Source organism: Rheinheimera baltica DSM 14885 (assembly GCF_000425345.1).
GTDB classification, from domain to species: Bacteria; Pseudomonadota; Gammaproteobacteria; order Enterobacterales; family Alteromonadaceae; genus Alishewanella; species Alishewanella baltica.
Genome location: NZ_AUDG01000009.1, coordinates 81,691 through 108,433, shown reverse-complemented (window position 1 = coordinate 108,433; position 26,743 = coordinate 81,691). Strand labels below are relative to the sequence as shown.

24 protein-coding genes and 1 pseudogene are annotated in these 26,743 nt (G+C 44.9%); 8 read left to right on the top strand and 17 right to left on the bottom strand.

What is annotated here, in order from left to right; translation table 11 throughout:
• Positions 1-49: 49 nt before the first annotated feature.
• The 5 genes from H595_RS0106185 to H595_RS0106165 form a co-directional block, all read right to left on the bottom strand.
• A complete protein-coding gene (locus tag H595_RS0106185; RefSeq protein WP_027670430.1) occupies positions 50-985 on the bottom strand; it encodes a DEAD/DEAH box helicase family protein in 936 nt (311 codons plus the stop codon).
• A gap of 1 nt (position 986) precedes the next feature.
• Positions 987-2,810: a site-specific DNA-methyltransferase gene (locus H595_RS0106180; protein ID WP_027670429.1), complete on the bottom strand. Its 1,824-nt coding sequence runs from the start codon at positions 2,808-2,810 to the stop codon at positions 987-989.
• A gap of 80 nt (positions 2,811-2,890) precedes the next feature.
• Complete coding sequence (locus H595_RS0106175; RefSeq protein ID WP_027670428.1) at positions 2,891-3,805, bottom strand: WYL domain-containing protein; 915 nt, start codon at positions 3,803-3,805, stop codon at positions 2,891-2,893.
• Between the two features lie 11 nt (positions 3,806-3,816).
• Positions 3,817-4,110, bottom strand: a complete 294-nt coding sequence (locus tag H595_RS0106170) for a hypothetical protein (RefSeq protein ID WP_027670427.1) — start codon at positions 4,108-4,110, stop codon at positions 3,817-3,819.
• 227 nt (positions 4,111-4,337) lie between these two features.
• On the bottom strand, positions 4,338-4,547 hold the full coding sequence (locus H595_RS0106165) for a helix-turn-helix domain-containing protein (protein WP_027670426.1): 210 nt from the start codon (positions 4,545-4,547) through the stop codon (positions 4,338-4,340).
• 81 nt (positions 4,548-4,628) lie between these two features.
• Between H595_RS0106165 and H595_RS0106160 the strand changes: the two genes are divergently transcribed.
• Positions 4,629-5,432, top strand: coding sequence for a hypothetical protein (locus H595_RS0106160; protein WP_027670425.1), 804 nt, complete (start codon positions 4,629-4,631; stop codon positions 5,430-5,432).
• 379 nt (positions 5,433-5,811) lie between these two features.
• On the opposite strand, the pseudogene radC reads toward H595_RS0106160, so the two are convergent.
• Positions 5,812-6,261 (bottom strand): annotated as a pseudogene (gene radC / locus H595_RS21705) (RadC family protein); the annotation flags it as partial.
• An 82-nt stretch (positions 6,262-6,343) separates the two neighbouring features.
• Between radC and coaBC the strand changes: the two are divergent.
• The 3 genes from coaBC (at position 6,344) to slmA (ending at position 8,812) form a co-directional block, all read left to right on the top strand.
• On the top strand, positions 6,344-7,555 hold the full coding sequence (gene coaBC, locus H595_RS0106150; RefSeq protein ID WP_027670424.1) for a bifunctional phosphopantothenoylcysteine decarboxylase/phosphopantothenate--cysteine ligase CoaBC: 1,212 nt from the start codon (positions 6,344-6,346) through the stop codon (positions 7,553-7,555).
• A 28-nt stretch (positions 7,556-7,583) separates the two neighbouring features.
• A complete protein-coding gene (gene dut / locus H595_RS0106145; protein WP_027670423.1) occupies positions 7,584-8,042 on the top strand; it encodes a dUTP diphosphatase in 459 nt (152 codons plus the stop codon).
• Between the two features lie 176 nt (positions 8,043-8,218).
• Complete coding sequence (slmA, locus tag H595_RS0106140; RefSeq protein WP_027670422.1) at positions 8,219-8,812, top strand: nucleoid occlusion factor SlmA; 594 nt, start codon at positions 8,219-8,221, stop codon at positions 8,810-8,812.
• Positions 8,813-8,818: 6 nt separating this feature from the next.
• On the opposite strand, the gene H595_RS0106135 is transcribed toward slmA, so the two are convergent.
• The 3 genes from H595_RS0106135 to rph form a co-directional block, all read right to left on the bottom strand.
• Positions 8,819-9,190, bottom strand: coding sequence for a diacylglycerol kinase (locus tag H595_RS0106135; protein ID WP_027670421.1), 372 nt, complete (start codon positions 9,188-9,190; stop codon positions 8,819-8,821).
• 313 nt (positions 9,191-9,503) lie between these two features.
• Complete coding sequence (gene pyrE / locus H595_RS0106130; RefSeq protein ID WP_027670420.1) at positions 9,504-10,151, bottom strand: orotate phosphoribosyltransferase; 648 nt, start codon at positions 10,149-10,151, stop codon at positions 9,504-9,506.
• Between the two features lie 50 nt (positions 10,152-10,201).
• A complete protein-coding gene (gene rph / locus H595_RS0106125; protein ID WP_027670419.1) occupies positions 10,202-10,915 on the bottom strand; it encodes a ribonuclease PH in 714 nt (237 codons plus the stop codon).
• Positions 10,916-11,056: 141 nt separating this feature from the next.
• Between rph and H595_RS0106120 the strand changes: the two genes are divergently transcribed.
• Positions 11,057-11,917 carry a YicC/YloC family endoribonuclease gene (locus tag H595_RS0106120; protein ID WP_027670418.1) on the top strand — a complete coding sequence of 287 codons (861 nt, stop codon included), beginning with the start codon at positions 11,057-11,059 and terminating at the stop codon, positions 11,915-11,917.
• 49 nt (positions 11,918-11,966) lie between these two features.
• Here the strand turns inward: H595_RS0106120 and H595_RS21700 are convergent, their stop codons facing one another.
• The 7 genes from H595_RS21700 to H595_RS0106085 all read right to left on the bottom strand — a co-directional run bounded on the left by H595_RS21700 (position 11,967) and on the right by H595_RS0106085 (position 22,317).
• Positions 11,967-15,791 carry a type I restriction endonuclease subunit R, EcoR124 family gene (locus tag H595_RS21700; protein WP_037053814.1) on the bottom strand — a complete coding sequence of 1,275 codons (3,825 nt, stop codon included), beginning with the start codon at positions 15,789-15,791 and terminating at the stop codon, positions 11,967-11,969.
• Positions 15,791-16,198 (bottom strand): nucleotidyltransferase substrate binding protein, encoded by a 408-nt coding sequence (locus H595_RS0106110; RefSeq protein ID WP_027670417.1) that lies wholly within the window; start codon positions 16,196-16,198, stop codon positions 15,791-15,793. Before H595_RS0106110 ends, H595_RS21700 begins: the two co-directional genes overlap by 1 nt.
• Positions 16,199-16,242: 44 nt before the next feature.
• Positions 16,243-17,025 (bottom strand): hypothetical protein, encoded by a 783-nt coding sequence (locus H595_RS0106105; RefSeq protein ID WP_027670416.1) that lies wholly within the window; start codon positions 17,023-17,025, stop codon positions 16,243-16,245.
• Positions 17,026-17,033: 8 nt separating this feature from the next.
• Entirely contained in the window at positions 17,034-18,281 is a 1,248-nt protein-coding gene (locus H595_RS24260; protein ID WP_051219753.1) for a restriction endonuclease subunit S, read from the bottom strand.
• Complete coding sequence (locus H595_RS0106095; RefSeq protein WP_027670415.1) at positions 18,278-19,867, bottom strand: type I restriction-modification system subunit M; 1,590 nt, start codon at positions 19,865-19,867, stop codon at positions 18,278-18,280. The genes H595_RS24260 and H595_RS0106095 overlap by 4 nt, the downstream gene beginning before the upstream one ends.
• A gap of 201 nt (positions 19,868-20,068) precedes the next feature.
• A complete protein-coding gene (locus H595_RS0106090) occupies positions 20,069-21,220 on the bottom strand; it encodes a Fic family protein (protein WP_027670414.1) in 1,152 nt (383 codons plus the stop codon).
• Between the two features lie 89 nt (positions 21,221-21,309).
• Positions 21,310-22,317 (bottom strand): YecA family protein, encoded by a 1,008-nt coding sequence (locus H595_RS0106085; protein WP_027670413.1) that lies wholly within the window; start codon positions 22,315-22,317, stop codon positions 21,310-21,312.
• A 237-nt stretch (positions 22,318-22,554) separates the two neighbouring features.
• Here H595_RS0106085 and H595_RS0106080 point away from each other — a divergent pair, with 237 nt between their 5' ends.
• Together H595_RS0106080 and H595_RS0106075 are read left to right on the top strand one after the other, a co-directional pair.
• Positions 22,555-22,959, top strand: a complete 405-nt coding sequence (locus H595_RS0106080; RefSeq protein ID WP_027670412.1) for a DUF6088 family protein — start codon at positions 22,555-22,557, stop codon at positions 22,957-22,959.
• Positions 22,940-23,932, top strand: coding sequence for a nucleotidyl transferase AbiEii/AbiGii toxin family protein (locus tag H595_RS0106075; RefSeq protein WP_027670411.1), 993 nt, complete (start codon positions 22,940-22,942; stop codon positions 23,930-23,932). Before H595_RS0106080 ends, H595_RS0106075 begins: the two co-directional genes overlap by 20 nt.
• Before the next feature lie 300 nt (positions 23,933-24,232).
• Here the strand turns inward: H595_RS0106075 and H595_RS0106070 are convergent, their stop codons facing one another.
• Positions 24,233-24,580: a hypothetical protein gene (locus tag H595_RS0106070; RefSeq protein ID WP_027670410.1), complete on the bottom strand. Its 348-nt coding sequence runs from the start codon at positions 24,578-24,580 to the stop codon at positions 24,233-24,235.
• Between the two features lie 319 nt (positions 24,581-24,899).
• On the opposite strand from H595_RS0106070, the gene H595_RS0106065 reads away from it, so the two are divergent.
• Entirely contained in the window at positions 24,900-26,738 is a 1,839-nt protein-coding gene (locus H595_RS0106065; protein WP_037053810.1) for a serine hydrolase domain-containing protein, read from the top strand.
• The last annotated feature ends 5 nt before the right edge of the window (positions 26,739-26,743 follow it).

Genomic DNA, 26,743 nt, shown 5'->3' with positions numbered 1-26,743 from the left:
CCTTAATTCAATTAATGTCGGCGGTAATTTTGCCTCAGGTGGGTCAATTTTAAATTGTCGTTAGTGGGTCAGTTTTACATTGCCGGTGACAGTTTGTGTTAGGCGTAGCAGAGAGTTCAAGAATAAACTTAGGGTTAAAACCACAAAGTGTTTCTCTTGCAGTTTCGCTATAGGCTTTATGTCCCTCATCCACAATAATCACTGGGCGAACCATGCGTAACACATTGCCTAAGCTTTGTTTGACTGACACAGAGCCTGGAGCAATGCCTTCTTGCCAGCCATAATCTGAAAGATCGTTACAATCCAAATTACGAATACTGTTTAGTAGCGCCTTATTGGCTGTGGAGTCATCCTCAATGGGGAAGAAGGTGGTAAATCGTCCGCTATCACGGAACATGCGCAGGGTTTCTTTAGATTGACGCGCACTTGATTGCAGCATCAACAGCATAACGCACAGGTTGTCGTCGATGTCACGCTTAGTAAATGCATCGTTCTTTTCGAGCATTTTTACACGCCCACCCGAAGCACGCTCTAACATTTGTCGATACGGATGCTCACGATTGGCTAACTGTTTCCAGGTTTGTTTGTAAATGGCATCCGAAGGCACTATCCAAAGCACCATACCGGTTTGTTGAGTAAACAGGTCAGTTTGTAGGCGCTCAATCGCAGCGACACCTAACAAGGTTTTACCACCACCCGTTGGTACTTTCAGGCATACGTTCGGAATTGGCCGGTCTAAACCGTCAAATCTTGTGACATAAGGTGCCGGCACCAAGTGCCCACTTTTGTCCTTCAGTAAGTCGATACGGCGCTCCTGCACCAGAGCTTCCCAAGTATCTTTGGCGTAATCGGTTAAGCGAGCTTCTTTCCCTTTCATTTTCTGAAAAGCAACAAAGTCTTCAGCCTCTTCCATGTTATCAGCCAGCTTTTCCAGGTAATAGTCCAGCTTATCCAGCACACCGTTCTGGTAGTCTTTTAACTCCATGTTACGCCCCCATAATGCGATGGATAGCGTAAGGCAACTGGCAAAACTCAATGCGTTTCTCAGTTAAATCCTTTTGACTCATAAATTTCGCGACAGCAAACACAATGGTGCGCTTCTTCGTAGCATTGTTTTTAGCTATAACCTCGACTTTGTCCGCGTTTAAAGCCGCTTCATTTGAGCGCAGCCATTCGCTATCTGGGCGATAGAACAAATGAATACGAAACAGGTCTGTTTCACCGATAAAACCATCGGCAGAGGCTTTAGCAACAGTTTCTAACGACTGCCCAGTTGCTGTATAAAATACATAACGAGCAAGCGCATCGAACGACGGCATATCTTTGCCAGTGAGTAAGCTTTCAATTTGAATCGGTTCACCTAAGGTACAGTAAGTGAAACTGCCGCCAATACCTGGGGCAAACTCATCCACTTTGCGCTCACCGGTTACGGTAAGCACACCATCATTGAGTTCTTTTTTTATTTTGTCGAACTCCTTGCTGTGTTTTGCTTCAACTGTGGCGATTTTTTCAAGCAGTTCAGTGTGTTTCTTCTCGAAGACCGACCAAGTGATTTTTTCAGAAAGTAGTTCTTGCTTCTGATTAACTTTGAAGGGATAGCCTTTAATAACACGGCGAACACGCTCGGCGGTCATCGAATCTGCATAATTTTCACATTCTACGAGGATAAACTTTCGGTCACCATCATCTTTATTATTTCGGTGTAATACCGCATGAGCTGTCGTGCCAGAACCAGCAAAAGAGTCTAATATTATGGAGGTAGGTGTCGTTGCTAATTCAATTACTCTTTCAATAAGCCGCACAGGTTTTGGTGTTATGAAAACGTCCCCAGATGTCGCAAAATCCATTATTTCCAGCAGCTCTCGCTTAGCTTCTTGCGTGTGGCCAACATCTGCCCAACTCCAAATTGTCTGTGGAACTCTTCCTTGCTTAACCTCTGATAAAAAGATTTTAGGAGCCGGAATATTATTACCGCTTTCCCCCCACCAAATCCTATTATCGGCATCTAGTCTCCAGAAATTTTCTTCTGAGACTTTCCAATAAAGCCCTCTTGGAGGCCCTTCAACCACTCTTCCACTTGGGCATTTAATCGAGTAGGTGCCTTTACTATAGAAATTCCTAGCCGCTAGGTTGTTCGGCCTCCAAGGGCCTCTAGGGTCATTATCTGGATTCTTATACATTTGGTTTGATGTCTCTGACCTTTCGAGCATGTTGGGAACCCAAGTCTCGCTGTTTTTTGCATAGACCAGTATGTAATCATGGTCTTCTGAGAAATGGCGGGCAGTACTCTTTGGTGCATAGTTTTTATGCCAAATACAGCTGGTAATGAAATTCTCTTCTCCAAAAACCTCATCCATGAGTACTTTGAAACGTTGCACCTCATTATCATCCAATGTTATCCAAATGCTACCAGAGTCACTGAGTAACTCTTTTAGTAGAAGAACCCTAGGCCACATCATACATAGCCACTTGTCATGACGTTCTAAATCTTCTTTATCAACAGGATTGGCAGACTTTTTCAACCACTCCTGCATCAAGGGTGAGCGAACATTGTCGTTATAACACCAGCCTTCATTACCTGTGTTATACGGCGGGTCGATAAAAATGCAGTCTACTTTACCTGCATGAGTTGGCAGTAACGCCTTGAGAGCTTCGAGGTTGTCACCGTGGATGATGAGGTTGTCATCTAGTGAGGCAGCCTTGCCTTGCTGTGGTAACGATTTATCCGCAACCACTTTTAGTTCACGAAACGGCACACTCAGGTGGTGTGAATAAACAAACTGCTTACCTTTAAAATCCAACGTTGGCATCGGTATTCCTTAAATTCTTAATTAATTCTGATGATTAATCTCTAGTCATAAAAAGCGGTTGTCTGGGTTGTACTCATTGTCTAAGTGACATAACCCGGCGCGATTGCGAGGTTTTGTACCCCATAAAGCGCAGCACGATTGTTCAATGCCAGTTGGCATTGACTGATTGGTAAGCAAGCGGTCTCCGAACAGTCTACATTCCAGAGTCTGAGCAAATACCCAGCAGTTGCTGCTCTGATCTCAACCTTCATCACTCCACCCGTCATGCCATAATCCAGCTCAATCGCTTCACTGTGTTCTATGCGTGGATGCGGCACTAACTCCAGCTCAACAAAGCGGTTCCATTGCCGGTCTTGGGTTTCTAGTTCAGCCTCAGACAACGTTGAATCTTTAAGCACAACCGCTGCTTTAATTCGGGTCAATACAAAGTCACGGAACTCACCATGCTTGCGGTCAAAGCCACGAACGTGCCAACGCAGACCATTGTCCACCAGCGTATGCGGCACAATTTCACGCGTTGTTTCACCACTCGATATCGACACATAGGTGATACGCAAGGCTTTGCCTTTGTGTATGGCTTCGGTGACTTTCGCGACAATCGATAAGTTCGGCTTGTTAAGGTGATAAGGCGCTTCACAAGCCAGAGATGGTTTTACCTTTCCAGTGAAGCCATCTCCATACCCTTGGCTAATCGTCGCTAGCGTTCTCACAACGTCATAGTCGAACAGGGGTTCGAATGCTTCACCACGCTTATGCAATTTGAGCTTTTGGTCATACTCAATGTTGCCTGGCGCAAGCTCTCGGTATAGGGTGAAGTCTTTTGTCGCTTGTGTTGGAGCTATATTGAAACGCTCAACCAAATCAGCGCGCACCGCTTCTCCCTTGAATAATAAGGTAAAGTCGATATGCGCAATACGATCACGGCTCGCTTGAGGTAGCTCATCTAAAAGCGCTCTAGGCTTGCTTCCAGACAGATCATGTTTAATTCGCTTCATTCAACCTTCATCTATTCAACATCTAAGCATAATGGGGATTTTATCTTGCGTAGATAAGCTGCCGGAACACGCAAGCATTGGCTGTCTGTTTCAAATCCAAACTTCTTTAATAAGGCACTTTTTAGATCTCGACTATGCTCGCCAAAACATGGGGAACCTGACGTTTCGTCAATGTCACGCAACAGAGCAACTAGACCAGAATATGCGAGATATCGTTCTACCTTCATTAAGTTCTCGTTACCAACGACTTGAATTAGCTCTTCTAAGATGGTCAGTTTTGATAGCAGTTCTTTTGATACGCTCATACTCCCCCCACGATACGCAAGCTCTCAGACCCTCTTACGTATATTTACTTAATCAAGATAAATTAGAACATACGACCTAATTAAATTTATTAGGTCGTATGCTAGCACAAATAATTTACTTTGGAAGCTTCAAAAATTGGTTGTTGGGATTTAAGGGAAGTCGAAAATCGAAAAATGTAGCAAAAAATCTGCTAGTTTATGTTTGTTATCGCTACTACTAATAAACTTTAAACGAGTAAGTTTGATACCGGAATTCTCAGAGCATCCGCAATTTGATAAATTTTAGTCAGAGTGACATTCTTTTCACCCCGCTCAATATGCCCCATATAGCTGCGGTCGATATTGGCTAACGCAGCCAATTCCTCTTGTGATAGGTTTTTTTCTTTTCTAATGGTTCGAATTCGATTGCCAAAATTGACAAGCCGTTGATCCCGCATAACTGTTCCATCCAAAAGATAGAACTATCACGTTTGGTTGTCTATAATTCCACGGGATATAGCTCTCATTTGGTGGGCCGAATGGCTGTTAAAGTGCTTCAACATACTCATATTTTGAACCTGATTAAGCAGGCAGCTCTTTTACAGTCTTTGTCGGATAAAAACTGTAACAATTATATTGGGCTATCTGCAGCTCCGTACTACAGTTTTACCCCTTCTCAGCTATTGGATTTGATCCTGCTAAAAGAAGCTCTGGAAAACAGGTTTGTGGTTTTTACCAAGCAAGCTGAAACTATTAAACCAAAAAGTGACTTAGCTAAGTTATTTTCACCTGGCGTCATCAACTTTAATGTACCCGAGGGTAGCCGCAATAATTATGATTACCTTGTCGCGTTAAATGCCGAAATTGCCCGTTATAAAGGGTTGGCAGGAACAGAATTGTTTGCTGATTTCCTTTCGGCTGTTTCAGCGCATGAGTGTATTGGTTTTTTAGAAGCATCTGCCAGAAAGTATAATCTGCCTATCCAAATAGGGCTTAAAGTACAGCATCTATTTAGAACTGCGCTCAAAGAAAATAACGTAGGCCAGTTGGTCAGTTTATTGTGGTGCGCTGTTAAGCGGGCTTTGGCAAAAATTCAAATGGGTAATTTTAGTCGGACAAGAGCTGCCGCTACCGTTATTCCACATTTCGAGACATTGTTAATTCGAGCGAAAGATGAACAGTGGACAATAACAAGATACCATAGACTTTCTGACATCCCACAATCACGTTTAAGTCGTATTATTTTTAACGATATTCTACAAATTATTGATGACGGCTACAGTTTTTCAGAGGTTTGGTTTCGCCAAAATTTCCTGAAAAAAGACGAGAGTGTGAAATTATGACATCTGCATGAAATTCATATGCTTATGCTATTTTACGATTTTCTACTTGTGCTAGTGACGAGTTGTTCAAACTATATCAATTGGTCGATCACTCAAGCTTAAACAACATAACATGAACTAAAGCCGCTCTGAGGAGGCTATGGCGTGTTATGCCTCCAAGTGACAAAAAATTTTGGGAGTAGTGCCAGTAGTGGGAATAGTAAAGCATGAAAGTTATTTCACTCCAAACACAGATGACTCATTGTAGAATGCACGCTAAAAATGGCCATATTTGCTAAAAAAAGTCCGTTTTTGAGATGATTTTTATGGACAGATAACTGATTCTAAACCCATGTTTTAATTTAACTCTTACGTGTCCATTTATTGATCAATGACCAGTAGCGGCGTCTATTGTTCCGCTGAACAATGGCTCCGCTTTAATAAGTCGATGTTGGCTGTCTAAATACAGCAACAAAAATACTTCGCGTTGCTCACCACTTATCGCATGTTGCAGATAGCGCTTTACGGCTGCAGGTTCGCTAAACACCGTTTCGCGCTGTATCTGCTGCTGCAAGTAACGTTTACTCAGTTCCAACACAGCTTGCAGCTGCACAAATTTGGCCTCACCTAATCCTTTGGCTGAACAAAAGTCAGCCTGACTGGCGCCCAATAAGTGTCGTAGTGAGCCAAATTGGCTTAAAAGTTGCCGCGCCAGTGTTACCGCATCAGTGCCAGCAATACCGGTACGCAAAAAGATAGCCAGTAGCTCGGCATCAGACAACGCCATCGCACCTCTGTCGAGCAGTTTCTCTCGCGGCCGTTCCGATGCCGGCCAGTGCCTAATGCTCATGTAAATCCTCCCTGAATTGATGCTGAATTTGTGTTTCCATGCTATCTTATCGCCAGTTTTTTCCGGTTCTGGTTACTCTGTTATGCAGCAAACGCTTGCACAAAAACGCATTTTACTTGGTATCAGTGGCGGTATTGCCGCTTATAAAAGTGCTGATTTAGTTCGCCGGTTAAAAGAGCGCGGCGCTGACGTTCGCGTGATCTTAACCGACGCCGCCCAGCACTTTATTACACCACTAACGCTGCAAGCACTGTCCGGCAACCCGGTTAGCACCAGCTTGCTTGACCCAGCTGCAGAAGCCGCCATGGGTCATATTGAGTTGGCTAAATGGGCTGATATGGTGCTGATAGCCCCTGCCAGCGCCGATGTGATTGCCCGACTGGCACATGGTTTAGCCAACGATTTACTTACCACTTGTGTACTTGCCACTGCTGCACCGGTAGCTGTTGCCCCGGCAATGAACCAGCAGATGTATAAAAACATAGCCACCCAACAGAATTTAGCCAAGCTTAATTCATATAATTTTTACATTTATGGCCCTGGCTCTGGCGAGCAAGCTTGTGGCGATGTCGGTGCAGGCCGCATGTTAGAAGCGCTAGAGCTAGTTAGCGCAGTAGAAAACCATTTTCTAGCACAACAGCAACTCAATAACATAAAAATCACAATTACCGCCGGTCCAACACGCGAAGCCATTGATCCGGTGCGCTATATCTCCAACCACAGCTCCGGAAAAATGGGCTTTGCGTTAGCGGCCGCCGCTGCCGCTATGGGCGCGGATGTCACACTAATTACTGGCCCGGTTACGCTGGCAACACCAGCGGGTGTTACTCGCATTGACGTAACAACGGCAGAACAAATGCATGCTGCTGCGCTTAAACACGCTGAGTTAAGCCAGGTATTTATTGGTTGCGCTGCAGTAGCAGATTACCGTGTCGCTGACATAGCGACACAAAAAATGAAAAAAACTACCGATGACAGCATTAACCTTACGCTGATTAAAAACCCCGATATTATTGCTGACGTAGCGGGCCTAAGCCGTAACCGGCCTTTTACCGTAGGGTTTGCCGCTGAAACACAAAATGTCGTGCGCTATGCTAAAGACAAACTCAGTCGTAAAAAACTCGATCTGATCTGTGCCAACGACGTATCTACTAGCGAATTAGGTTTTAACAGCGATAACAATGCCATTACCCTTATTAGCGCCGTAGACGAAAAAACGCTGCCATTGCAGTCGAAAACCGAGCTTGCGAAAGCCATTTTGCTCCATATTTACCTGCAGTTTTCTGCGAAATAATTGCTAACTAACAAGAGCTAAGCCGTAAATGAAAAAAGCCATTGATTTAAAGATCCTCGACCCACGTATTGGCACTGAATTTCCGTTACCTGAATACGCCACACCTGGCTCAGCAGGTTTGGATTTACGTGCCTGTCTGGATGCTGAACTGCAATTAGCACCCGGCCAGACGGTATTGATCCCAACCGGTTTATCGATATTTATTGGTGATGCCAACCTCTGTGCCACCATTTTACCGCGCTCAGGTCTTGGCCATAAACACGGCATTGTGCTGGGTAATTTAGTCGGTTTAATTGACTCGGATTACCAGGGTCCGTTAATGGTATCAATGTGGAACCGCGGCAACGAAAGCTTCACCATACAACCGGGAGATCGTATTGCACAGCTGGTGTTTATGCCGGTAGTGCAGGCTGAATTTACTATTGTTGACAGCTTCGAGCAAACAGCGCGCGGCGAAGGCGGTTTTGGCCATTCCGGCAAAGCATAATTAGTATAAAGCACCGTTTTACCTAGCGCCGAAGGCCGATGTACTTATGCAGCAGCGGCATGGATGCCGCGGAGCCTGAGAGGGAACAGGGATGTGATCCTTGAAGGCGGCGAAATAAGTATTTCCGGCTGCAGGCGCCTGCACCAGACTCTAAGTTATTTTTTACAGGACACGCAATGCCGGCACCACGCAGTACAAACCGCAAAGAAGATATTTTGCAAGCCCTAGCCGCTATGCTGCAAAGTAATAACGGCCAGCGTATTACCACGGCAGCACTGGCAGAAAAAGTCGGTGTTTCTGAGGCCGCGCTGTACCGGCATTTCCCCAGCAAAGCGCGGATGTTTGAAGGCTTAATTGAGTTTATTGAAAATACGCTGTTATCACGTATCAATGTCATTCTGGAAGAGCATAAAGATACCCAAAGCCGCACTGAGCTTATTTTACAATTGGTATTGGTGTTTGCAGAACGTAATCCGGGGATATGCCGCATTTTGACTGGTGACGCTTTACAAGGCGAGCAAGAACGCCTGCAGGAACGCGTTGCACAGCTATTTGAAAAACTGGAAACCCAGCTTAAGCAATGTTTACGCGAGCGCAAGCTACGTGAAGGCAAAGGCTTTAGTATCGACGAGGGTGAACTAGCCAACCTGTTGCTGGCGGTTGTAGAGGGCAAGCTAAGCCAGTTTGTTCGCTCCGGTTTTAGCCGACTACCAACTCAACACTGGCAAAGTCAGTGGCAATTATTACAGCAAACCTTGTTTACTGTATAACCCGGTTTAAGCAAAGCGCTCGTAGAGCGCACTGCCCCAGATCAAGGCCACAATAACCAGACTAACAAATACTGCTGCAGAACCCATATCCTTGGCCCGGCCTGACAACTCATGCCGCTCCAGACCTACACGGTCGGTAAGAGATTCAATAGCAGAATTAAGTAACTCCACCACCAGCACCAAACACCATACACTCACTAATAAAGCGAATTGGCTCACTGACGTTGCCAACAGCGCTGCCAATGGCACAGAAATAATGGCCAGTACCGTTTCCTGACGAAACGCAGATTCATGCTTCCAGCTTGCACTAAAACCTTGCATCGAACATTTCGCTGCTTTAAGTACCCGCCCAATGCCGCTGCCATTTGGTTTTTGCATCTTGACTGCCCTTCGATAAATTTCGATAAAGATCTGAACTTAACATCTGAAGGTTGAAACCTCGATGCGCAGCCACAGAGTGTCTGAGTCTTGCCGTAGGCAAAAGACGAGTTGCTGTGGCGAGCACAGCGAGTGTTGCAACCTTCGCATCCAACGCCGAAGTACAGCAAAATGTCAGGAAATGCTTTCTGCACCGCCTTCAAGGATCACATCCCTGTGCCCTTTCAGCCTGTGCGGCATCCATGCCGCTGTTACGAAAGCACACCTGACACTTTGCTATCTGGTTTCTTTGAAACTTAAATAGTTACAACTTTTAAGCATTAACACCATACTGGGCGCGATACGCCTTCACCGCATCCAGATGCTTCGCCATATCCGGCTTATCCGCTAAATAGCTGATTAAATCCGGCAGGCTAATAATCGAAATGACCTTGGTATTAAAATCGCGCTCTACTTCCTGAATCGCCGACAACTCACCCTGGCCACGTTCCTGCCTATCCAGTGCAATTAGCACACCGGTAAGCTCTGCGCCCTGTGCCTGAATTAACTGCATCGACTCGCGAATCGCGGTACCGGCAGTGATGACATCATCTACCAACATAATGCGGCCTTTTAGCGGCGAACCCACTAAATTGCCACCTTCACCATGCGTTTTCGCCTCTTTACGGTTAAAGCAGTAAGGCACATCAAGGTTATAATGATCCGCCAAGGCTACAGCCGTAGTAGTAGCAATAGGAATACCCTTGTACGCCGGGCCAAACAGCACATCAAATTCTAATGCCGCATCGTGCAGCGCAGCAGCATAAAACCGGCCCAACTTCGCTAAGTCGCTACCGGTATTAAACAAACCTGCATTAAAAAAATACGGGCTGGTGCGGCCAGACTTTAGCGTAAAGCTGCCAAACTTAAGTACCTGGCGCGACAACGCGAATTCAATAAAATCAATTTGAAATTGTTTCATAGCCTGTTCTTTACCTTTAAAGATTATTACCTCAGCACCTTAAAACAGTCTTAAGCCAGTACGCGTTTTTGTTCGTCGATAATTTCGCGAATCGCATGCTTGCCTAAATCCATCATCTGCTGCATTTCTTCAAAGCTAAATGGTGCCTCTTCTGCCGTGCCCTGAATTTCAATGATCTTACCCGTTTCGGTCATCACGATATTCATATCGGTTTCAGCATTTGAATCTTCAGCGTAATCTAAATCGGCCACTGCGGTGCCTTTGTAAATTCCTACTGAAACAGCCGCCACCATAAAATTAAGCGGGTTAGTTTTAATCGTGCCTTTAGCACGCATATGGTTAAGTGCATCCACTAACGCCACACAAGCACCAGTAATAGACGCAGTGCGGGTGCCGCCATCGGCCTGAATCACATCACAGTCGATAGTAATGGTATTTTCACCCAGCAGTTTTAAATCCACCGCGGTGCGCAGTGCCCGGCCAATTAAGCGCTGAATTTCCATGGTACGGCCGCCCTGCTTGCCACGTGCCGCTTCACGGTCATTACGGGTGTGAGTTGCACGTGGCAACATACCGTATTCTGCCGTTACCCAGCCTTTGCCCTGGCCTTTCATAAAACGCGGTACACCTTCAACCACGCTGGCGGTACAAATTACTTTGGTGTTGCCAAACTCAACCAATACTGAGCCTTCAGCATGAGCAGTAAATTGACGGGTAAACGTAAGGGGACGGATCTGACTGGCGGTTCTGCCACTTGGACGCATAGCTGCACTCCTGAAATTAACAATGGCCGACATTATACGCTATGAATTTCTAAATGCACGTAGGCGGCCAAAGCGAGCAATTCGCCAAAAAGCCTTAGCCTCGGGTATACTCTGGTTTTATTTGTCGCCAGAGAATTCATTATGATCCACAGCATGACCGCCTTCGCCCGTCACGAAACCAAAGCCAGCTGGGGCACTGCCCAGTGGGAAATCCGTTCGGTAAACCAACGTTACCTTGAATCGTATTTTCGTTTACCTGAGCAATTTCGTGGCTTAGAAAGCATTTTGCGCGACAAGCTGCGCAGCAACTTGCAGCGCGGAAAAATTGAAGTAAACCTGCGCTACCATGCCAACCAAGCCGCGGGCGAACTAAGCATGAATGCTGAGTTTGCCGAGCAATTATTACAAAAAGCCCAGCAGCTGCTGCAAAAAGCCCCGCAAGCGCAGCTAAATATTGCCGACATTTTGCGCTGGCCTGGTGTAATGGAAAGCCAAAGCGAAGACTTAGACGCCATGCAAGGTGAATTACTCGCCGGGTTTGACGCCGCCATGCAGGATTTTCTCGCCGGCCGTGGCCGCGAAGGCAACGCCATAGAAGAAATGATTCAACAGCGCTTAACTGCCATTGGCGAACAAGTCGCGTTTGTGCGCGGCCATTTACCGCAAGCCATGCAGTGGCAGCGCGACCGCATTTTACACCGTTTAAACGACATTAAAGCCGACATCGACCACGGCCGCTTAGAGCAAGAAATGGCATTTTTAGCGTCAAAATCTGACGTAGCAGAAGAGCTGGACCGTTTAGATGCGCACATCAAAGAAACGCGCCACACATTGAAAAAAGGCGGTGCCTGCGGCCGACGCCTCGATTTTATGATGCAGGAATTTAACCGCGAAGCGAATACGCTGTCGTCCAAGGCTATCAGCACCGACATCACAAATGCGGCGGTAGAGCTGAAGGTGCTGATAGAGCAGATGCGCGAGCAAATTCAAAACGTGGAATAACGCAAAGCCATCGCCAGTTAAATAGCAGGTTCAATCAGAAACCTGCTATTTAATGTTTTTTATTACGCAGTTTTCTTAATTCTTCCTCGATATCCTCAGTAATAATTACGCTAGTTTGTTTAGCCGAATCATCTGCTTTAGCAATAAAGCGTGATGTGATATCTGATTTCAACCGGTCTAACCCTTCAGCAGAACCCTCATATTTCTGCAAAAAGTCCATCACGCCATTTATTACCTTGCCTGTTATCCATACAACGAGAACAAACTCAAGAATAATACTACCTTCGCGCGCTTCTGCTAATGCCCAGAATACACTGCCGTCTTTAAAGTTTTCGCTGCTATCGAACTCAAAACCGTACTGGCTTAACGTTTGTTGGAACTGTTTGGTAAGTTGAAGGTAGTCCTCAAACATCGCCTCACTGGCAATGCCGTGCCCTAACAAGTTACTGGCTACCGGATAAGCCGCCAAGCTGGGCAAGCCATCCTGATAAGGTTTATCGAGCACTATGCTAAAACGCGCCAGCTGATGGGCATAGCGGGACTTTTTTACTTCGTCAGCAAAAAATAGCTCATAGTCACCCAGTCGATGAACATAGTGACTAATAAACTCATACTCACCCGGCTCTTCGCCGGTTTCATAGGCACCGGTGTGGTCTTCAAAGCGCTGAATAATCTCTTTTAAATCATGAAGTATGCGATCAAATATTTGCTTGCGCTCCAGCAATTTCGGCCGGTAATTCAGGGCCGCAAATACTTGCTCACGCAGTGGGTCTTTACCGGTAAAGCTGTAATCATCAAGTAGTTGATACACAGCTTCTTTATCCAGCATCTCCCTTTCACATAACTGATGAATAGCGAAACGTTTTTCCCGCTGCCAAAAGCCGGTAAAGATATCGCGTAAATCCTGCTGCGGGGATAATTTTGGCATATAGTCGGCAATAAACTTTTCTATCAGCTCGCGCTTACTGCGTAACTGCGTCTCTTTAGCTAGCAGGTTGAGCACCTGTTGTTTGGCACTGTCATCACTGGCTGATTTACCTGACTTAGCCTGTTGTTTCTGCAGTTGGCTAAGTAAATTCAAGATGTAGTCGACATTTACTTCGTCACGATGAATCAGCTCCAGCTCAAAATCAACTTCTTCTAAAATCGATGCGCCAGGCTCCTTTTTGTGAGCAAAATCATAAATATCCAAATACTTACTCTTATAATCTTCAAACTCTTGCTGACCAAGCTGCAGATCTTTCCAGCCAAATTCAGTAAAAGATTTCAGCTTGTTTAAGGTGCGGATCAACTGGCGGAACTGTTTAACAAATTCCAGCTTCTCGCTTTCGCTTTGTAATGCATTCACCGCATCCGGGCTAGCCGCAAGCGACCTTAATTTGTCTACCGCCAGGTTAAATTCAGCGGCATAGTGCTCATAAGGTTCCAGTAACACTTTCTCACTGGAATTGGGGTCACTAAACAGCGCAATGGCTTCATCGGTGTTTTGTTTCAGGTTTCTAAAGCAAACTATATTGCCTTGTGATTTTAGCTCGCCCAACACCCGATTAGTGCGGGAAAATGCCTGAATTAAGCCGTGATGTTTAAGGTTTTTATCCACATACAGTGTATTGAGCTTTTTCGCGTCAAAGCCGGTTAAAAACATGTTTACTACCAGCAGGATATCGGCGCGATCTTTGTCCTGGAAATTTTCTTTGTCGCGCTCTTTCATGCGCTTGGCGATATCTTTGTAGTAGCTGTAAAACGCTTTGCTGTCTTTTACGGAATGCTGGGTTTGATACAGAGCATTGTAATCGGCGACATACTGTTCCAGCTTTTCCCGGCTATCAGCATATTTGCTATCGTCAGTTTTAATATCAAAATCAGGTTCACCTATCAGGCCATTGGCTTCTTCATCGCTCTCATTAGCCGCATAGGTGAAAATGGTGACAACTCTAAGGTCATGCTCACCAGCCTGCTGCTTTTGCTTAAAAATATCGTAGTACTTGATAAGCATTTCTTTGCTACTAACACACAACATGGCAGAAAACTGCCGGTTATGGGTTTTACGATCGTGATGAGCAATAATCCAATCAACATTTTTTGCAATGTGGTTCTCGTCGAGAAAGGGCTCTTGCGTATCAATGCTGCTTACCTGCTCATCTGCTGCGGCAGATTCTTTTGCTACCGGCTTGCCCCAATATTCAACAGCGAATTTCAGTACGTTATGGTCTGCTATGGCATTGTTAATCAGGTATTTATGCAATGCTTCAGTGAATAAGTCTTCAGTCCTGCGTTTAATGCCCTGCACACTGACCGCATTGTCTTTTTTGATTGGCGTGCCGGTAAAGCCAAACAGCTGCGCCTTAGTAAAAAAGCCGACAATACTTTTGTGCGTATCGCCAAATTGAGAGCGATGACATTCGTCAAAAATAAACACCACCCGTTTATCCCGCAGTGCAGTCATCGCTTTTTCATGCTTACTGCTTTTAATGGCGCTATTGAGCTTTTGAATGGTGGTAACAATTAACTTATTGCTGCCCGCCATTTGTTTTACCAAAGCTGCGGTATCGCTGGTACCATCAACACTGCCTTCACTGAAATGGTTAAATTCACGCGTAGTTTGATAATCCAAGTCTGCCCGGTCTACCGCAAACACGACCTTATCAACCTTGGGCAGCTCCGTCAGCAGTTGCGCAGCCTTAAAGCTGGTGAGGGTTTTACCACTGCCGGTGGTGTGCCAGATATAGCCATTTTTGCGGCCTTCTTTCACCCGCTTTTCTATCGCTTCTACCGCGTAGTATTGATAAGGCCGCAGTACCATCAGCAATTTGTCAGACTCATGCAGCACTATGTACTTGCTGATCATTTTCGACAGATGGCATTTCTCTAAAAACGCATCTGTAAACGGCGCTAATTCGGTGATTAAGTTGTTGTCGAAATCCGCCCAGAAGAAGGTTTGCTTAAAATCCTGCTTGCGGTTATTGGCGTAGTATTTGGTGTTTACCCCATTTGAGATAACAAACAACTGTACATAGTTAAACAGGCCGCCTTCACTCCAAAAAGAGTGCCGCTGATAACGATTGATCTGGTTAAAAGCTTCATGCAGCTCTATGCCACTGCGCTTCAGCTCAATTTGTACCAGCGGTAATCCGTTGATCAACAGAGTGACATCGTAACGGTTCTGGTACTTGCCTTGCTGGGTAATTTGCTGGGTAACCTGATACTGGTTTTGGCACCAATGCAGGCTGTTAAAAAACTGGATATAACAGCTGGAACCATCGTCACGGTTAAGTAAAAAGCGGTCGCGCAGTGTTTTGGCACGAACAAACACATTGCCTTTATCCAGATGGTTAACAATTTTATTAAACTCGCCGTGGCTTAGCTCAATTTTGTTATGAATTTCCAGCTGCCGCTTTAAGTTGGCTCTAAGCTCGTCGGCATTAGTAATGCTAACCTGCTGATACCCCAGCCCCGTCAGTTGCTTTACCAGTTTGGCTTCCAGCTGTGCTTCCGACTGATGCTGCTCCTCAAGATAGCGCTGAGTGCTTTCGCTTTGCTGCACCACAGCGCGGTAACTGACAGCATTGTACAGTTCAATACCCACCCGCTGAATGTGCTCTTTTAGCGCCACGTTATCGATATGGTGATACAGCGATACATCAAAACTGTAAGGAATATTCAGCTCGTCCAGTGCTGTAATCACTTTGAGCAATAGATTTTCAGGCGCATCGGCTGTAGTGTGTAATGTAAGGTCGATATCCGAGCCTGGCCGGTAAGTACCCTTGGCACGAGAGCCGTAAAGCACTGCAGAGCTGACAGAGGGAAATTGTGCCAGTGCAGTTTTAATAGCGTCAATTGTGCTTGGCGGCAGGCCGGACTTCTCGGTTAACATTAATCTTTTTCCGCTAATTGGTTCATCTTGGTATTCAATTCGCAAAGTTCTGCGAAGTACTGATGCACAATGGCATCAACAATTTGCCGGGTAACAGCTTCGTTATAAGTGTGCGAAGTCAAATTGCGGCTTTTTATCATATCCAGCCACAGCTCACCGTTTTTAATCAGGCCGGTTTCAAAGGCTTTTTTCGCTACGTTTTTAGAGCCAAATAATTCAGTAAACCCCTGATCCTGCAAAAAGTCTTTCTGGGTATTCCAGGCCAGTTCGTGGTTATATTCAAAGCTTTGAATCAGCCCCTGTTCTTCCAGCTCGTTAAGCGCATCACGCTGCATAAACTTGGTCAGCTGCGCCAACGCTCGGTTCCAGTTTTGCAGCCGTTGCTTCCAGCGAATATCGTCAGTCATAAAGGGCTCCAGCAAAATATCTGTTTGTTCTGGCTTTTAGCATGTTACTCATCACTATCCGTCAGAATTTCTTTACCGTCCATAAACTCCTTAAATTGGATTTTATAGTCGTCTTTATATTGTTGATACAATGCCATACTAAATCGTATCTTGCCCTCGTACGGGTACTGTTCGTCAAGAAAGTCGTTAAAATCTCTTATGTTGCGCTCTGAATCGCTGATAATTTCTAACTGCTCACGGCTTTTTACAAAGAATGACTCTGCAATAGTGAAATCCTCGTTTTCCGCCTTGTCCTTTTCAAAGTCAATTAGCGACAACACTTCTAACATATGAAACGCAATGATATCAGTGATTTGAACAATCATTTCTGCTAAATTTTTTGAGCTTTTTTCTGGTTTAGGCGCTTCTCTACCGTGAGAGATGTCCCCCCTACGGTTTCTCAGCTTGGTAAAAAACTTAAAAAAGTCTTTACCAAGGGCTTGCATCAACTCTTCTTCACACGAATGATGAAAAGCAGCCAGAACAAGAATTGCTTGTCTATAAAGTACCTGAAAATCCTCACCATTCCCGAGCATTTTGCTCATGGTGCTTTCTAACGCAATCAACTCATGATTGCTGAACCGACTTCTGACTTCAGCGCTCTTCAAATCTAATTGACCAAGAATTGTCTTCGCTATCCCTTCAATTAGAGCTTTGCATGTTTCAATGCAATTATCAGGGGTTATTTTTTCCTCAATCGCATAGTAATAGATATTGTGGTCTTCGAAATTTAAGTACCTATAAAAACTTGCGAGATTTTGGTTTAGAAACGCCTTAGTCTTCTCCATTTCAAGACCTATGAAAAAATACTGTTTATTAGACCAGTTTTAAAAGTAATAAGTCTTCGCAGTTTTAAGTCACACAACGCTATTTTTTTATCTAAAGAGACAAGTATTTTGGATATTTTTTCCTGTTCTTCCTTCTCTTGAGGGACAGTAATTTCTATCTTTGAAAGCTCAGGATATTTCAAGTTCCAAGTATCAGAAGTTAACCCTTGGGAATATCTTCTAAATAAAAAAACTATCGGGTCGTATTTGAAAAAATAGGAAAAAAAGACAACATCAACGTCTGGATCTGGCTTTAAGACAGTGTATGCAGGACTTACTATACCTAAGTACTCAGATATTCCGCTTGCCCCCTGCCACATTCTCATTGAATTGTACGCGATATCACCTGGGCAAACTTTTTTATAATTCCTTTTATCGTCACTAGAGTTATTCTTTGATTCAATGTCACTCCGTTTTACCACACCGTCGGACAGAGTCACTGAGAGCAATTCTAAATTTTCACAGCTCTTTTCGCTTCTTTCTTCAAAAACATTACCTATATTAATTTTTTTCCAACTTGAAAAGTTAGAACCGTCATTTTTTCTTATAGCAATTTTTTGTTGAAAAACACCCCTCGAAAATGAATACTTGTATTCCTTTAGAGCACATAGTTTTGAAGCAAGAATTCCAGCTTTTTTGTTTACAGAATCCATAAAATCAGAAATATATATCTGCTCATCAATGCTTGGTATATTGATTTCCCAATTAAACCATTCTTCCAGCTTGAAAATCATTTTTTCTACGTGAACACCAATACTTGAATGAAAACACGTTTGCTGGAAATAAGGTGTATGCATCAAATAATTTAAAAAGCGTGGTAGCAGTTTGTCTTTACAATGCAAAACCGCATACTCGTTCGAGACAATAGCGCCATCAAGCTCTTCAGGCACAAAGCCACAAGCACCGTGTACAATTTGCCGTTTTGAAATCAAAAAATCACCCGATTTGACATAAAACTGGCTTTTTACTGAAATTTGCTTACCTTTGAGCTTTTCCCGCTCGCACACACCACCTCTGGCCCGTTTCACTGTAACCAGTTGGTAAGTAACCTCATCTTCCATTGATACCGGCCGATTAATCACTTCAAACAATTCACCAATTCGGTAGGATTTCCAACCTGGTTTAGGTTGCGCTAAACGAGGGATACCCGGTTTTACTGATTTGGGATATTGCGGATGAGGCCCTAAGTTCAGTTCATTATTTAACAGCTCATTCATAATGGCGCTTCTATTTTCAGCTCTTCACAAAATCGAAGGATATCTTTATCAACCGCCTTCATTTGTTGATCAATATTTCTAATCTCCTGAGCCAGCTCAGCAAGATCGACCTCTTCTTCTTCTTCAAAAGTATCGACATAGCGGGAGATATTTAAGTTGTAATCATTTTCCTCAATTTCACTTAAAGCCGCTACATGACAGTATTTACCAATGTCTTTCCGTTCGTTGTAGGCATTAATAATGTCATCGATATTGGATTTATGCAGAATATTCTGATTCTTACCTTTCTCGTAGTAAGCGCTAGCATCTATAAACAGGATATTTTCTGGATGTTCTCTACATTTTTTGAAAACTAAAATACAGGTAGGTATACCTGTACCGTAGAAGATATTGGCCGGCAGGCCTATTACGGCGTCTAACCAGTTGCGCTCGGCTATCAGGTATTTACGGATATGGCCTTCCGCAGCGCCGCGGAACAGCACACCGTGTGGCAGTACTACCGCCATGGTACCGTTGTCGTCCAGCTGATACAGCATATGCTGTACAAAAGCGAAGTCGGCTTTTGATGCAGGTGCCAACCTGCCGTACTGGGCAAAACGGTCGTCGCTTTCAAATATTTTATTGGCACTCCACTGCGCCGAAAATGGCGGGTTAGCCACTACTGCTTCAAATTTAAAATCCAGGTGCTGTGGCTGCTCCAGCGTGTCTTCCTGCTGCAGATTAAAATTACGATAGTGCACGCCGTGCAAAATCATATTCATCCGCGCCAGGTTGTAGGTGGTGCGGTTCATTTCCTGACCGTAAAAATCGCCAACGTGATCTACTTCTCTAGCAACACGCAACAACAAAGACCCCGAGCCACAGGTTGGATCGTACACTGACTTTAAGCGGCTCTTGCCAATAGTGACCAGTCTAGCCAATACGATTGATACTTCCTTCGGCGTATAAAACTCACCGGCTTTTTTACCGGCCCCGGCCGCAAATTGGCCAATCAGGTATTCATAGGCATCGCCTAGTACATCGTTTTCGCTGTCGCTTAACGCAAAATCTATGCTGTCCAGGTGCAGCATTATTTTGGCAATTAACTTATTTTTGGCATCTGCCGTGCGACCCAGTTTTGTTGATGTCAGGTCCAAGTCTTCAAACAGGTGGTCAAAGTCTTCTTCGCTGTCGGTTCCCATGGTGGAATGCTCAATGTTATTCAGCACCCGGGTTAGGTCGTCCATAATAAAGGTGTCTACCACCACGTCATCGTCATCATCGCTGGCCTTGTGTGCACCGCGTTTGGCGATGCTGCTAAACAGCTCTGATGGTTTTAGAAAGTAACCCAGCTCCTGTACAGCCTCCTCCTTGATCGCATTCAGCATCTCCTCGCCATCGCTACTGCTCTCATCGATCTGCAGAAAATCGATACCATCTTCAGCCAGAATGCTATTGGCGAAGTTATGCAGCTTTTCAGACAGGTATTTAAAGAAGATAAAGCCTAAACAGTAATCTCTGAATTCGTCGGCATTCATTTTGCCACGCAATTCGTTGGCAATATTCCATAGTTTCTGTTCCAGCTTCTTTTTTTGATCTTCAGTCATGCTTGCTCTCAAATTAGGTATTACTGCATCGGCTCAAGCTTGCTGAACTCTAATAGCCTGGCCGATTAGATTTGTCGCTTATGGTATAGCGATATGCACCTGTAGCCAATGCTTTAAATGAATCGCCACCAATAATACAGGCTCTTCCGGCTTTTATCTTTGCCTTGGTTAGGCGGCAAATAAACTAGCCTAAAAGACCTGCTAACGGAAAATCACATACCTGGTACTTCTCCCCCCAGCAGCGGTTTTCACCAAACACCCCACCTCAACAAATTGAGCCAGATGCCGGCTGGCCGTTGCAGGGCTTACTTTAGCAACTTTGCCGTATTGGCTGTTACTGATGCCTTCGCTGAAGTCGCCATCCAGCAACCGGTTTAGCACTTTGACCTGTTCTTTATTCAATTGCGTTTGATCTACCCGTTGCCAGAAGCGGGTTTTTAGTAGCGTTTGTTCGATATCAGCCAGCACCTGCTTTAGGCTAGCGGCTAGCGTGTCGAGAAACCAAACCAACCAGGCGGTAATATCAGTATCGCTCTTTTGGCTTTGCTCCAGGATATCGTAATAGCTGCTACGTCGCTCCAGGATAGCAACCGACATGGCATAAAAGCGGATGGACTGATGTTCTGCCTGCGCCAGCGCCAGATCGGTAAGAAGCCTGGCCAAACGACCATTGCCATCTTCTAGTGGATGGATAGTGATAAACCAGAAATGGGCAATGCCAGCGCGTAGCAGCGGGTCTAACTTGGCGTCATCCTTCGAGCGGTTAAACCAGTCGATAAAGCAATTAAGCTCGCTTTCCAATACGTCGCGTGGTGGCGCTTCGAAATGAATTTTAGGGCGACCAGCTTCTGTTAAACATGGCCGGCCGGAAACCACCTGCATCGGCTCGTTACCGCGAAGCTGCCCGCCCTGTACTCTCTGCCCTATCTGCCATCTCTGTAATAGCGAGCTGTCTGACGGAAACAGCCAGGCATGCCACTGCAGCAATCGCTCTAACGTTAACGGCTGCTGCCAGTTACCAATAGCGTCTGCCACCATCGCAGCAAGGCCATCCGACTGAGCTGTGGTTGCAACGCTCTGTGACTCAGCAATACCCAGCTTACGGGCTAATGAAGAACGTACCACGCTATGGTTAAGTCGCTCACCTTCGATAGCACTGGATGTAAGGATATTGGCAAGCATGGTATCCAGCGCAGCCTGCTGGTTGATCTGCACACCCATTTTGCCCAGCAGTATGCCCTGCAAAAAGTGCAGTTCACGCAACTTAGGCGTCAATGCCGTATGATCATAACGAAAGACTTGTGACGTCTCTTGCTTACGGCCGGGCCAGTCCGGTTGTTGCCAGATCCACATAGGCAAGGCTCCTGTTTATTGAGGTGAATACATCGCACAATCTACTCACACAGTGAGGCGAATAGCAAGACTAATCACCTCATAACGCTTTAACGCACGTTAATAGTAAAGTGAAAAGTTTGCGTCAGCAGCGGTTGAATACTCACCTGTCTGGGTACTTTCACGCCATCTAAGTACGTTTTAGGATCAGCAGTAACAAAGCCCCAAAACTGTAAAAAGCGTTTAATAAAGCGTGACTCAATCAGCAAGCTCAGTAGCCTGATAGGTGAAAAATGCTCGTCAGGTGTCAGCTGGCGCAGCAAGTCTGGAAACGCTTTCGCAACGTCGTCTATCAACTGTTCAATAGAGCCGTGGCTTTGCAAACGCCAAAGCATAAATAACCAAAAGCTCCTTAGATTAACATCATGCTCAAAGCTATCCAGGTAGCCCCAGTTGTACTTGGTAGTGGCTGCTTCTAACATAGGTAGAAAAAAGGCCTTGATGCCTTGGGCTTGATACTGCTTCTGTGCTGCTTTTTTAAGATGAAAACGACCAGATCTTAAGTAAATAATGCCGGCAATTTCAGCCAGAACGCGGGTATAGTGCAAAGCATTAAATTTATCTTCATTCGCGCCAGCATACTCATTAATGCTTATGTGCGTGCTGAATTTAGATACAGCAAACTCCGGCAATAAATCACTGCCGCACTTCGCTAATTTTGCTGGTAAATTACCTTTGCTCGTAGCTTTAAATGAACCATCATTTTGCATAGCTTCATCAACAATTAGCCCTAGATAGCGCATTACAGGGCTTGTAACTAAGTCTTCAGGTATCCTGATTTTAACCCCGGCAACTTCGCTAAAAGGGGCATACAGCCAGTTGGCCATTTGCGTTGGCGAAAGGCCACAGAAATCAGCGTTTGGGCTATTATTACGCTCCGCTATTCTTTGCTGCGCTGCAAGGTTTAATTCATCAAGCGTCAGATTGGGATTCATCGCGACGGTTTGGGCGATATCATCGAACACATCGCTATGCTGTTTAGAGGTAGCATTGATGCAGCATTGTTTGAATTTTTTACCGCTACCACAAGGGCATGGGTCGTTACGGCCTGCTTTCATTCTGAATTACTCTAAACTATGCCAATACCTACTAAACGACCAGTATATCTACTCAATTCTTCCTGGTAAAACTGCAGTAGGGGAAACAGCGTATCAGTGAATCTTAATAGCTCAACCAAACACCCTAATCACCCCTTCAAATTAATGGATTATGCAAAGTATAAATGTCGTATTTTTGCATTTGATAATTGTCGTATTTTTGCCTATGCTATGACCATTATTCGCAGGAGGTATCAGATGACGATACAAGACAGACTACAAACCAGAGTGAAGCGCTCTAAGCGTTCTGTTTTCCTGCGTTCTGATTTTGCTGATATCGCCGATTATGATCAGGTTGGCCGTGGACTCAGAAGCCTGGTACAAGAAGGCTTGCTGCTGAAAATTGGTTATGGCCTGTATGTGCGTGCCAGAGTCAATCGTATCAATGGCCAGTTAATGCCAGATAACCCTGCAGGTAACGATGGGGTGCTTATTGAGGCCATGGAAAGGTTAGGCGTTGATTATAAGCTTGATGACTTATCTCTGAAAAATTTGTCAGGCGAAAGCACTCAAATTCCGGCAAACGTCAAAATTATTCCAAAGAGCTCACGCTTTACCCGCAAAATTGCGGTAGGGAAACAGCGTGTCAACGAAGTTCGATAGCTCACTTTTTGTCGACGTTGCCAACGCCCTCGGGCTTGGTAACCCGGCTATTGTTGAAAAAGACTATTATGTCGTAAAGCTGCTGGTGCATTTATCTTCTATTCAACTCCCCTATCACCAAATCGTATTTTCTGGCGGCACAGCGCTGGCAAAATCATCGATAAAAACCTATCGCATGTCAGAAGATGTTGATCTGAAACTGGTTCCTAAGCCGACGTTTTCTGAGCTTACTTCCCGCAATGCGAAAAGAAATGCCCGTAAAGCGGCTAAGCAGTTGGTTGAGTCAACAATTTCAGCGAGTAGAACTTTTTCTATTGAGAAAGCTGCGCTGGTACTGGATGAATACAGGTACTTTAGCTTCGATATCCGTTACCCTCAGGAGTACCAACAAGCACCTTGCCTTCGCCCATTCATCAAGTTGGAGTTTATCGAATCTGATTTACTTAGTATTGCTGAGTCTCGAAGCATCCAATCAATTTATGCGCAGATGTTGAAATCTGATATAGAGATTAAGCAGTTGTCTTGCGCTGTTATTATTGAGACGCAAGCAGAAAAATTGCTGTCAATGATGCGCAGAACAGCCAGTGTGGCGCGTAACAGCGAACGAGATGATGATGAGACCCTGGTAAGGCATATTTACGATACCTACCATATCCAGCTTGCCCAACCTTCCGAGATAGAACAACTTGGCTCTCTGGTAGTCAGAGCCATTAAAACCGATGTTGAGCGCTATGGTAATCAACACCCGCAGATGGTTGAATCCCCTATCGAGGAATTGCGCTTCGGATTGCAACTCTTAGCTGCTAACCCAAAGTTCGAGCAGCGCTATAACAGCTATGTTAGCCCTATGGTGTATGCTGAAAGTCCTGTCCAATGGCACGACGCGTTAGCGGTTTTTACAAAGCTGTCGAATGACGTATTGGATTATGCAGAGCAACAATTTGATGACCCGCTTTCGAATGTAAGCAGTTAATGAGTATTTAAAGCGAACATAAAATGGTGGCTAAAGTGGTGAGTAAAATCAGAAATAAGATAAGCGAAATACCCACAACCATTTGATTGATCTAAGCATTAAAAAATTAATCAATTAACAGACCCAAAACATCGAATAGATTTAAATTTTCTAACTGAACGCTACCAGAACAATAATATCGCCTGGCTGTATTTTTGGCATCGAAAGCTCTGCCACTGGCAGAGTCTCAGGGAAGAGACGAGCATAAGTTAAAGGGGAGTTAAGCACACTTATTCGGCTTAACTCATACCACTTTTCAGCTCAACTGGCATTTTTGTAAGCTGACAATGAAATACTGCCATCGCTAAGCCATTCAACCACTAGCTGACCATTATCGAGTAGCAAGCGCCCTTCCCGATTTGGCCGGATCCGTTGCCGCTTGCGCTGTTCAACCAAGGTATCAAGTAATTCCAAAATAGCACTTTTTACCCCTGACTTTCTCAGCATCATGTTATCAGCTTCGGCTAATTGCCATGCAGTAGCGGTAAGCATGTGTGATTCAGCTTCGGCTAAAAATATAATGCTGCCACTGAGTTGTTGCAATTGAGGGTAGTTATGACGCAGGGCTTCCAGGCTCTGCTGTTCAAGCAGGATTACATCATTATCCATAGCATTTCTCCTTAGGCTCTGTTTCAGTGTAGCCAGATTATTGGCTCGTAACAGCTCTGAACAGTGAGAATATTTTTGATGTATACGCTTAAGATACAGATAACGGATTTCATATTTGTGGCAATAATCGCAGCAACAGCTTATCCAATACTTGATACAAGCATTCTCGCACACCTAAAACACACGAAAACGCTTTAGAACAGGTGCATGTGCTTTACCGCTCATCAGCTGTTACAACCAATCATGTAATTTTTCTGACTTTCCCCTTCATGTTATCGATGATGTCGCTACATCAACAAGAAACAGCAAGGGATATACCATGAAGAATAAAATACTAACTGCGATGACATTGCTTGGCGGCATAGTTAGCAGTGCATTATTTGCCAACCCAGTACCGTTAGATTTCAATCAATTAACCACGCAACTGGAAACCAAGTTTGCCGATTTGAACGTACCGGGGGCGCAGGTTGCGGTATTTGACGATAAAAACATCCTCTGGCAAAACCACTTTGGCTTCGCTGACAGCGCAAAACAAACGCCAGTATCGGATAACACCTTATTTCGCGCTGGTTCAACAACCAAAACCTTTGTTGGCTTAGCCATTATGCAGTTGGTGAATCAAGGTAAATTTACCTTGCAAGATGACGTGCTGCAACTCGAGCCACGGTTACTGATTAACAACGCTTGGCAAAACACGGATCCCGTACGGGTTATTCACTTGCTGGAACACTCAGCCGGGTTAGACGACATGCATTTTCGCAATTTCTACAATGTAAGCGAACCGGATATAACTATTTTAGATGCCGTGAACCGTGATGCTGCATCGCTGCGCGTGCGCTGGCAGCCCGGCAGCCGCCATGCGTATAGTAATCCGGGGTATGGGATTTTGGGCCATTTAATCGAACTCTACTCTGGCCAAAGCTTTGAACATTATATCACTGAGCATGTGCTGTTACCGCTGGGTATTACTCAGTGCCATCTTAACTCATCAAACATACCTGAGGCAGATCTTAGTGCAGGCTTTGTCGATGGCGAAGCTGTTGCCTTTAGACAAATTTATTTACGCTCGGCCGGAAACTTACATTGTACTGCGGCAGGATTAGCACAACTAGGGTCTTGGTTATTAAGCCGGGGACAAACCGACAGCGTGCCTTATGTTAACCCACAGACTATTCAACAGATGGAACAACCAGAGTCGACCTTAGCCGCCAAACAGGGCTTAGCGTATGGCTATGCTAAAGCCATATACCATGCCACTCGCAATGGGCGTGAATGGCTGGGACATAATGGCGGCATTGACGGATTTTTAACCTCGTATGCTTATAACCGTGATCTCAACCTGGGCTATGTCGTGATGATAAACAGCAGTAGTGCCAGCATGAGACAAATTGTAGACACGATTACACAGTTACTAGCACAGAATGCGCCATTGCCCGATGCAACGCTGTTACCTATCGATTTGGAGAATTTGGACGGCTACTATCGTGTCAGCAATGAGCGTAATCAAATCTTTGCCGGTATTAGCTTTAGCACTGCGGTGGCTAAACTAACCACCTCTGGCAGTACCTTAGTGGTCGCGCCACTGCTTGGTGATGCCAGCGAATATGTCTACCTTGGCCAGGGACAGTTTGCTAAAGCGGGTGAGGGCTTTGCCAAAGTTAGCGTTATTGGTAATACCGTAGAGGGTTTTGCTATCGATTTAGACGGTGACTACTTAATAAAAACGTCCTTCTTAAGTGCATGGTTACCGCTTATTATGCTGGGCTTTATCTTCAGCGTATTTTTACTAACCCTATGCTATGCACCCGTATGGTGTATTAATGCCTTGCGCGGCAAGTTAACATCACGTCAGCAGCTTTGGCTGCGGTTGATGCCATTACTGACAGTGTTATGTCTGGTGGCCGTTATCAGCGCATTATTTAATCTGTCGTTGTTTGAAACTGCCTATATAAACTGGCAAACGCTGACAATCTATATTGGCAGTCTGGCATTTGCCATTAGCAGTGCCATTGCACTGTGGCTGGTAATGCGTGCGCTTAAAACCGAATCCTCGTGTTTTGCTCGCTACTTCACTGTTGTCAGTGTTATTTCTGCCAATTTTCTTGCAGTCTACTGTTATCATTTTGATTATCTCGGCTTAGCACTGTGGCAGTGGTAAGCTAT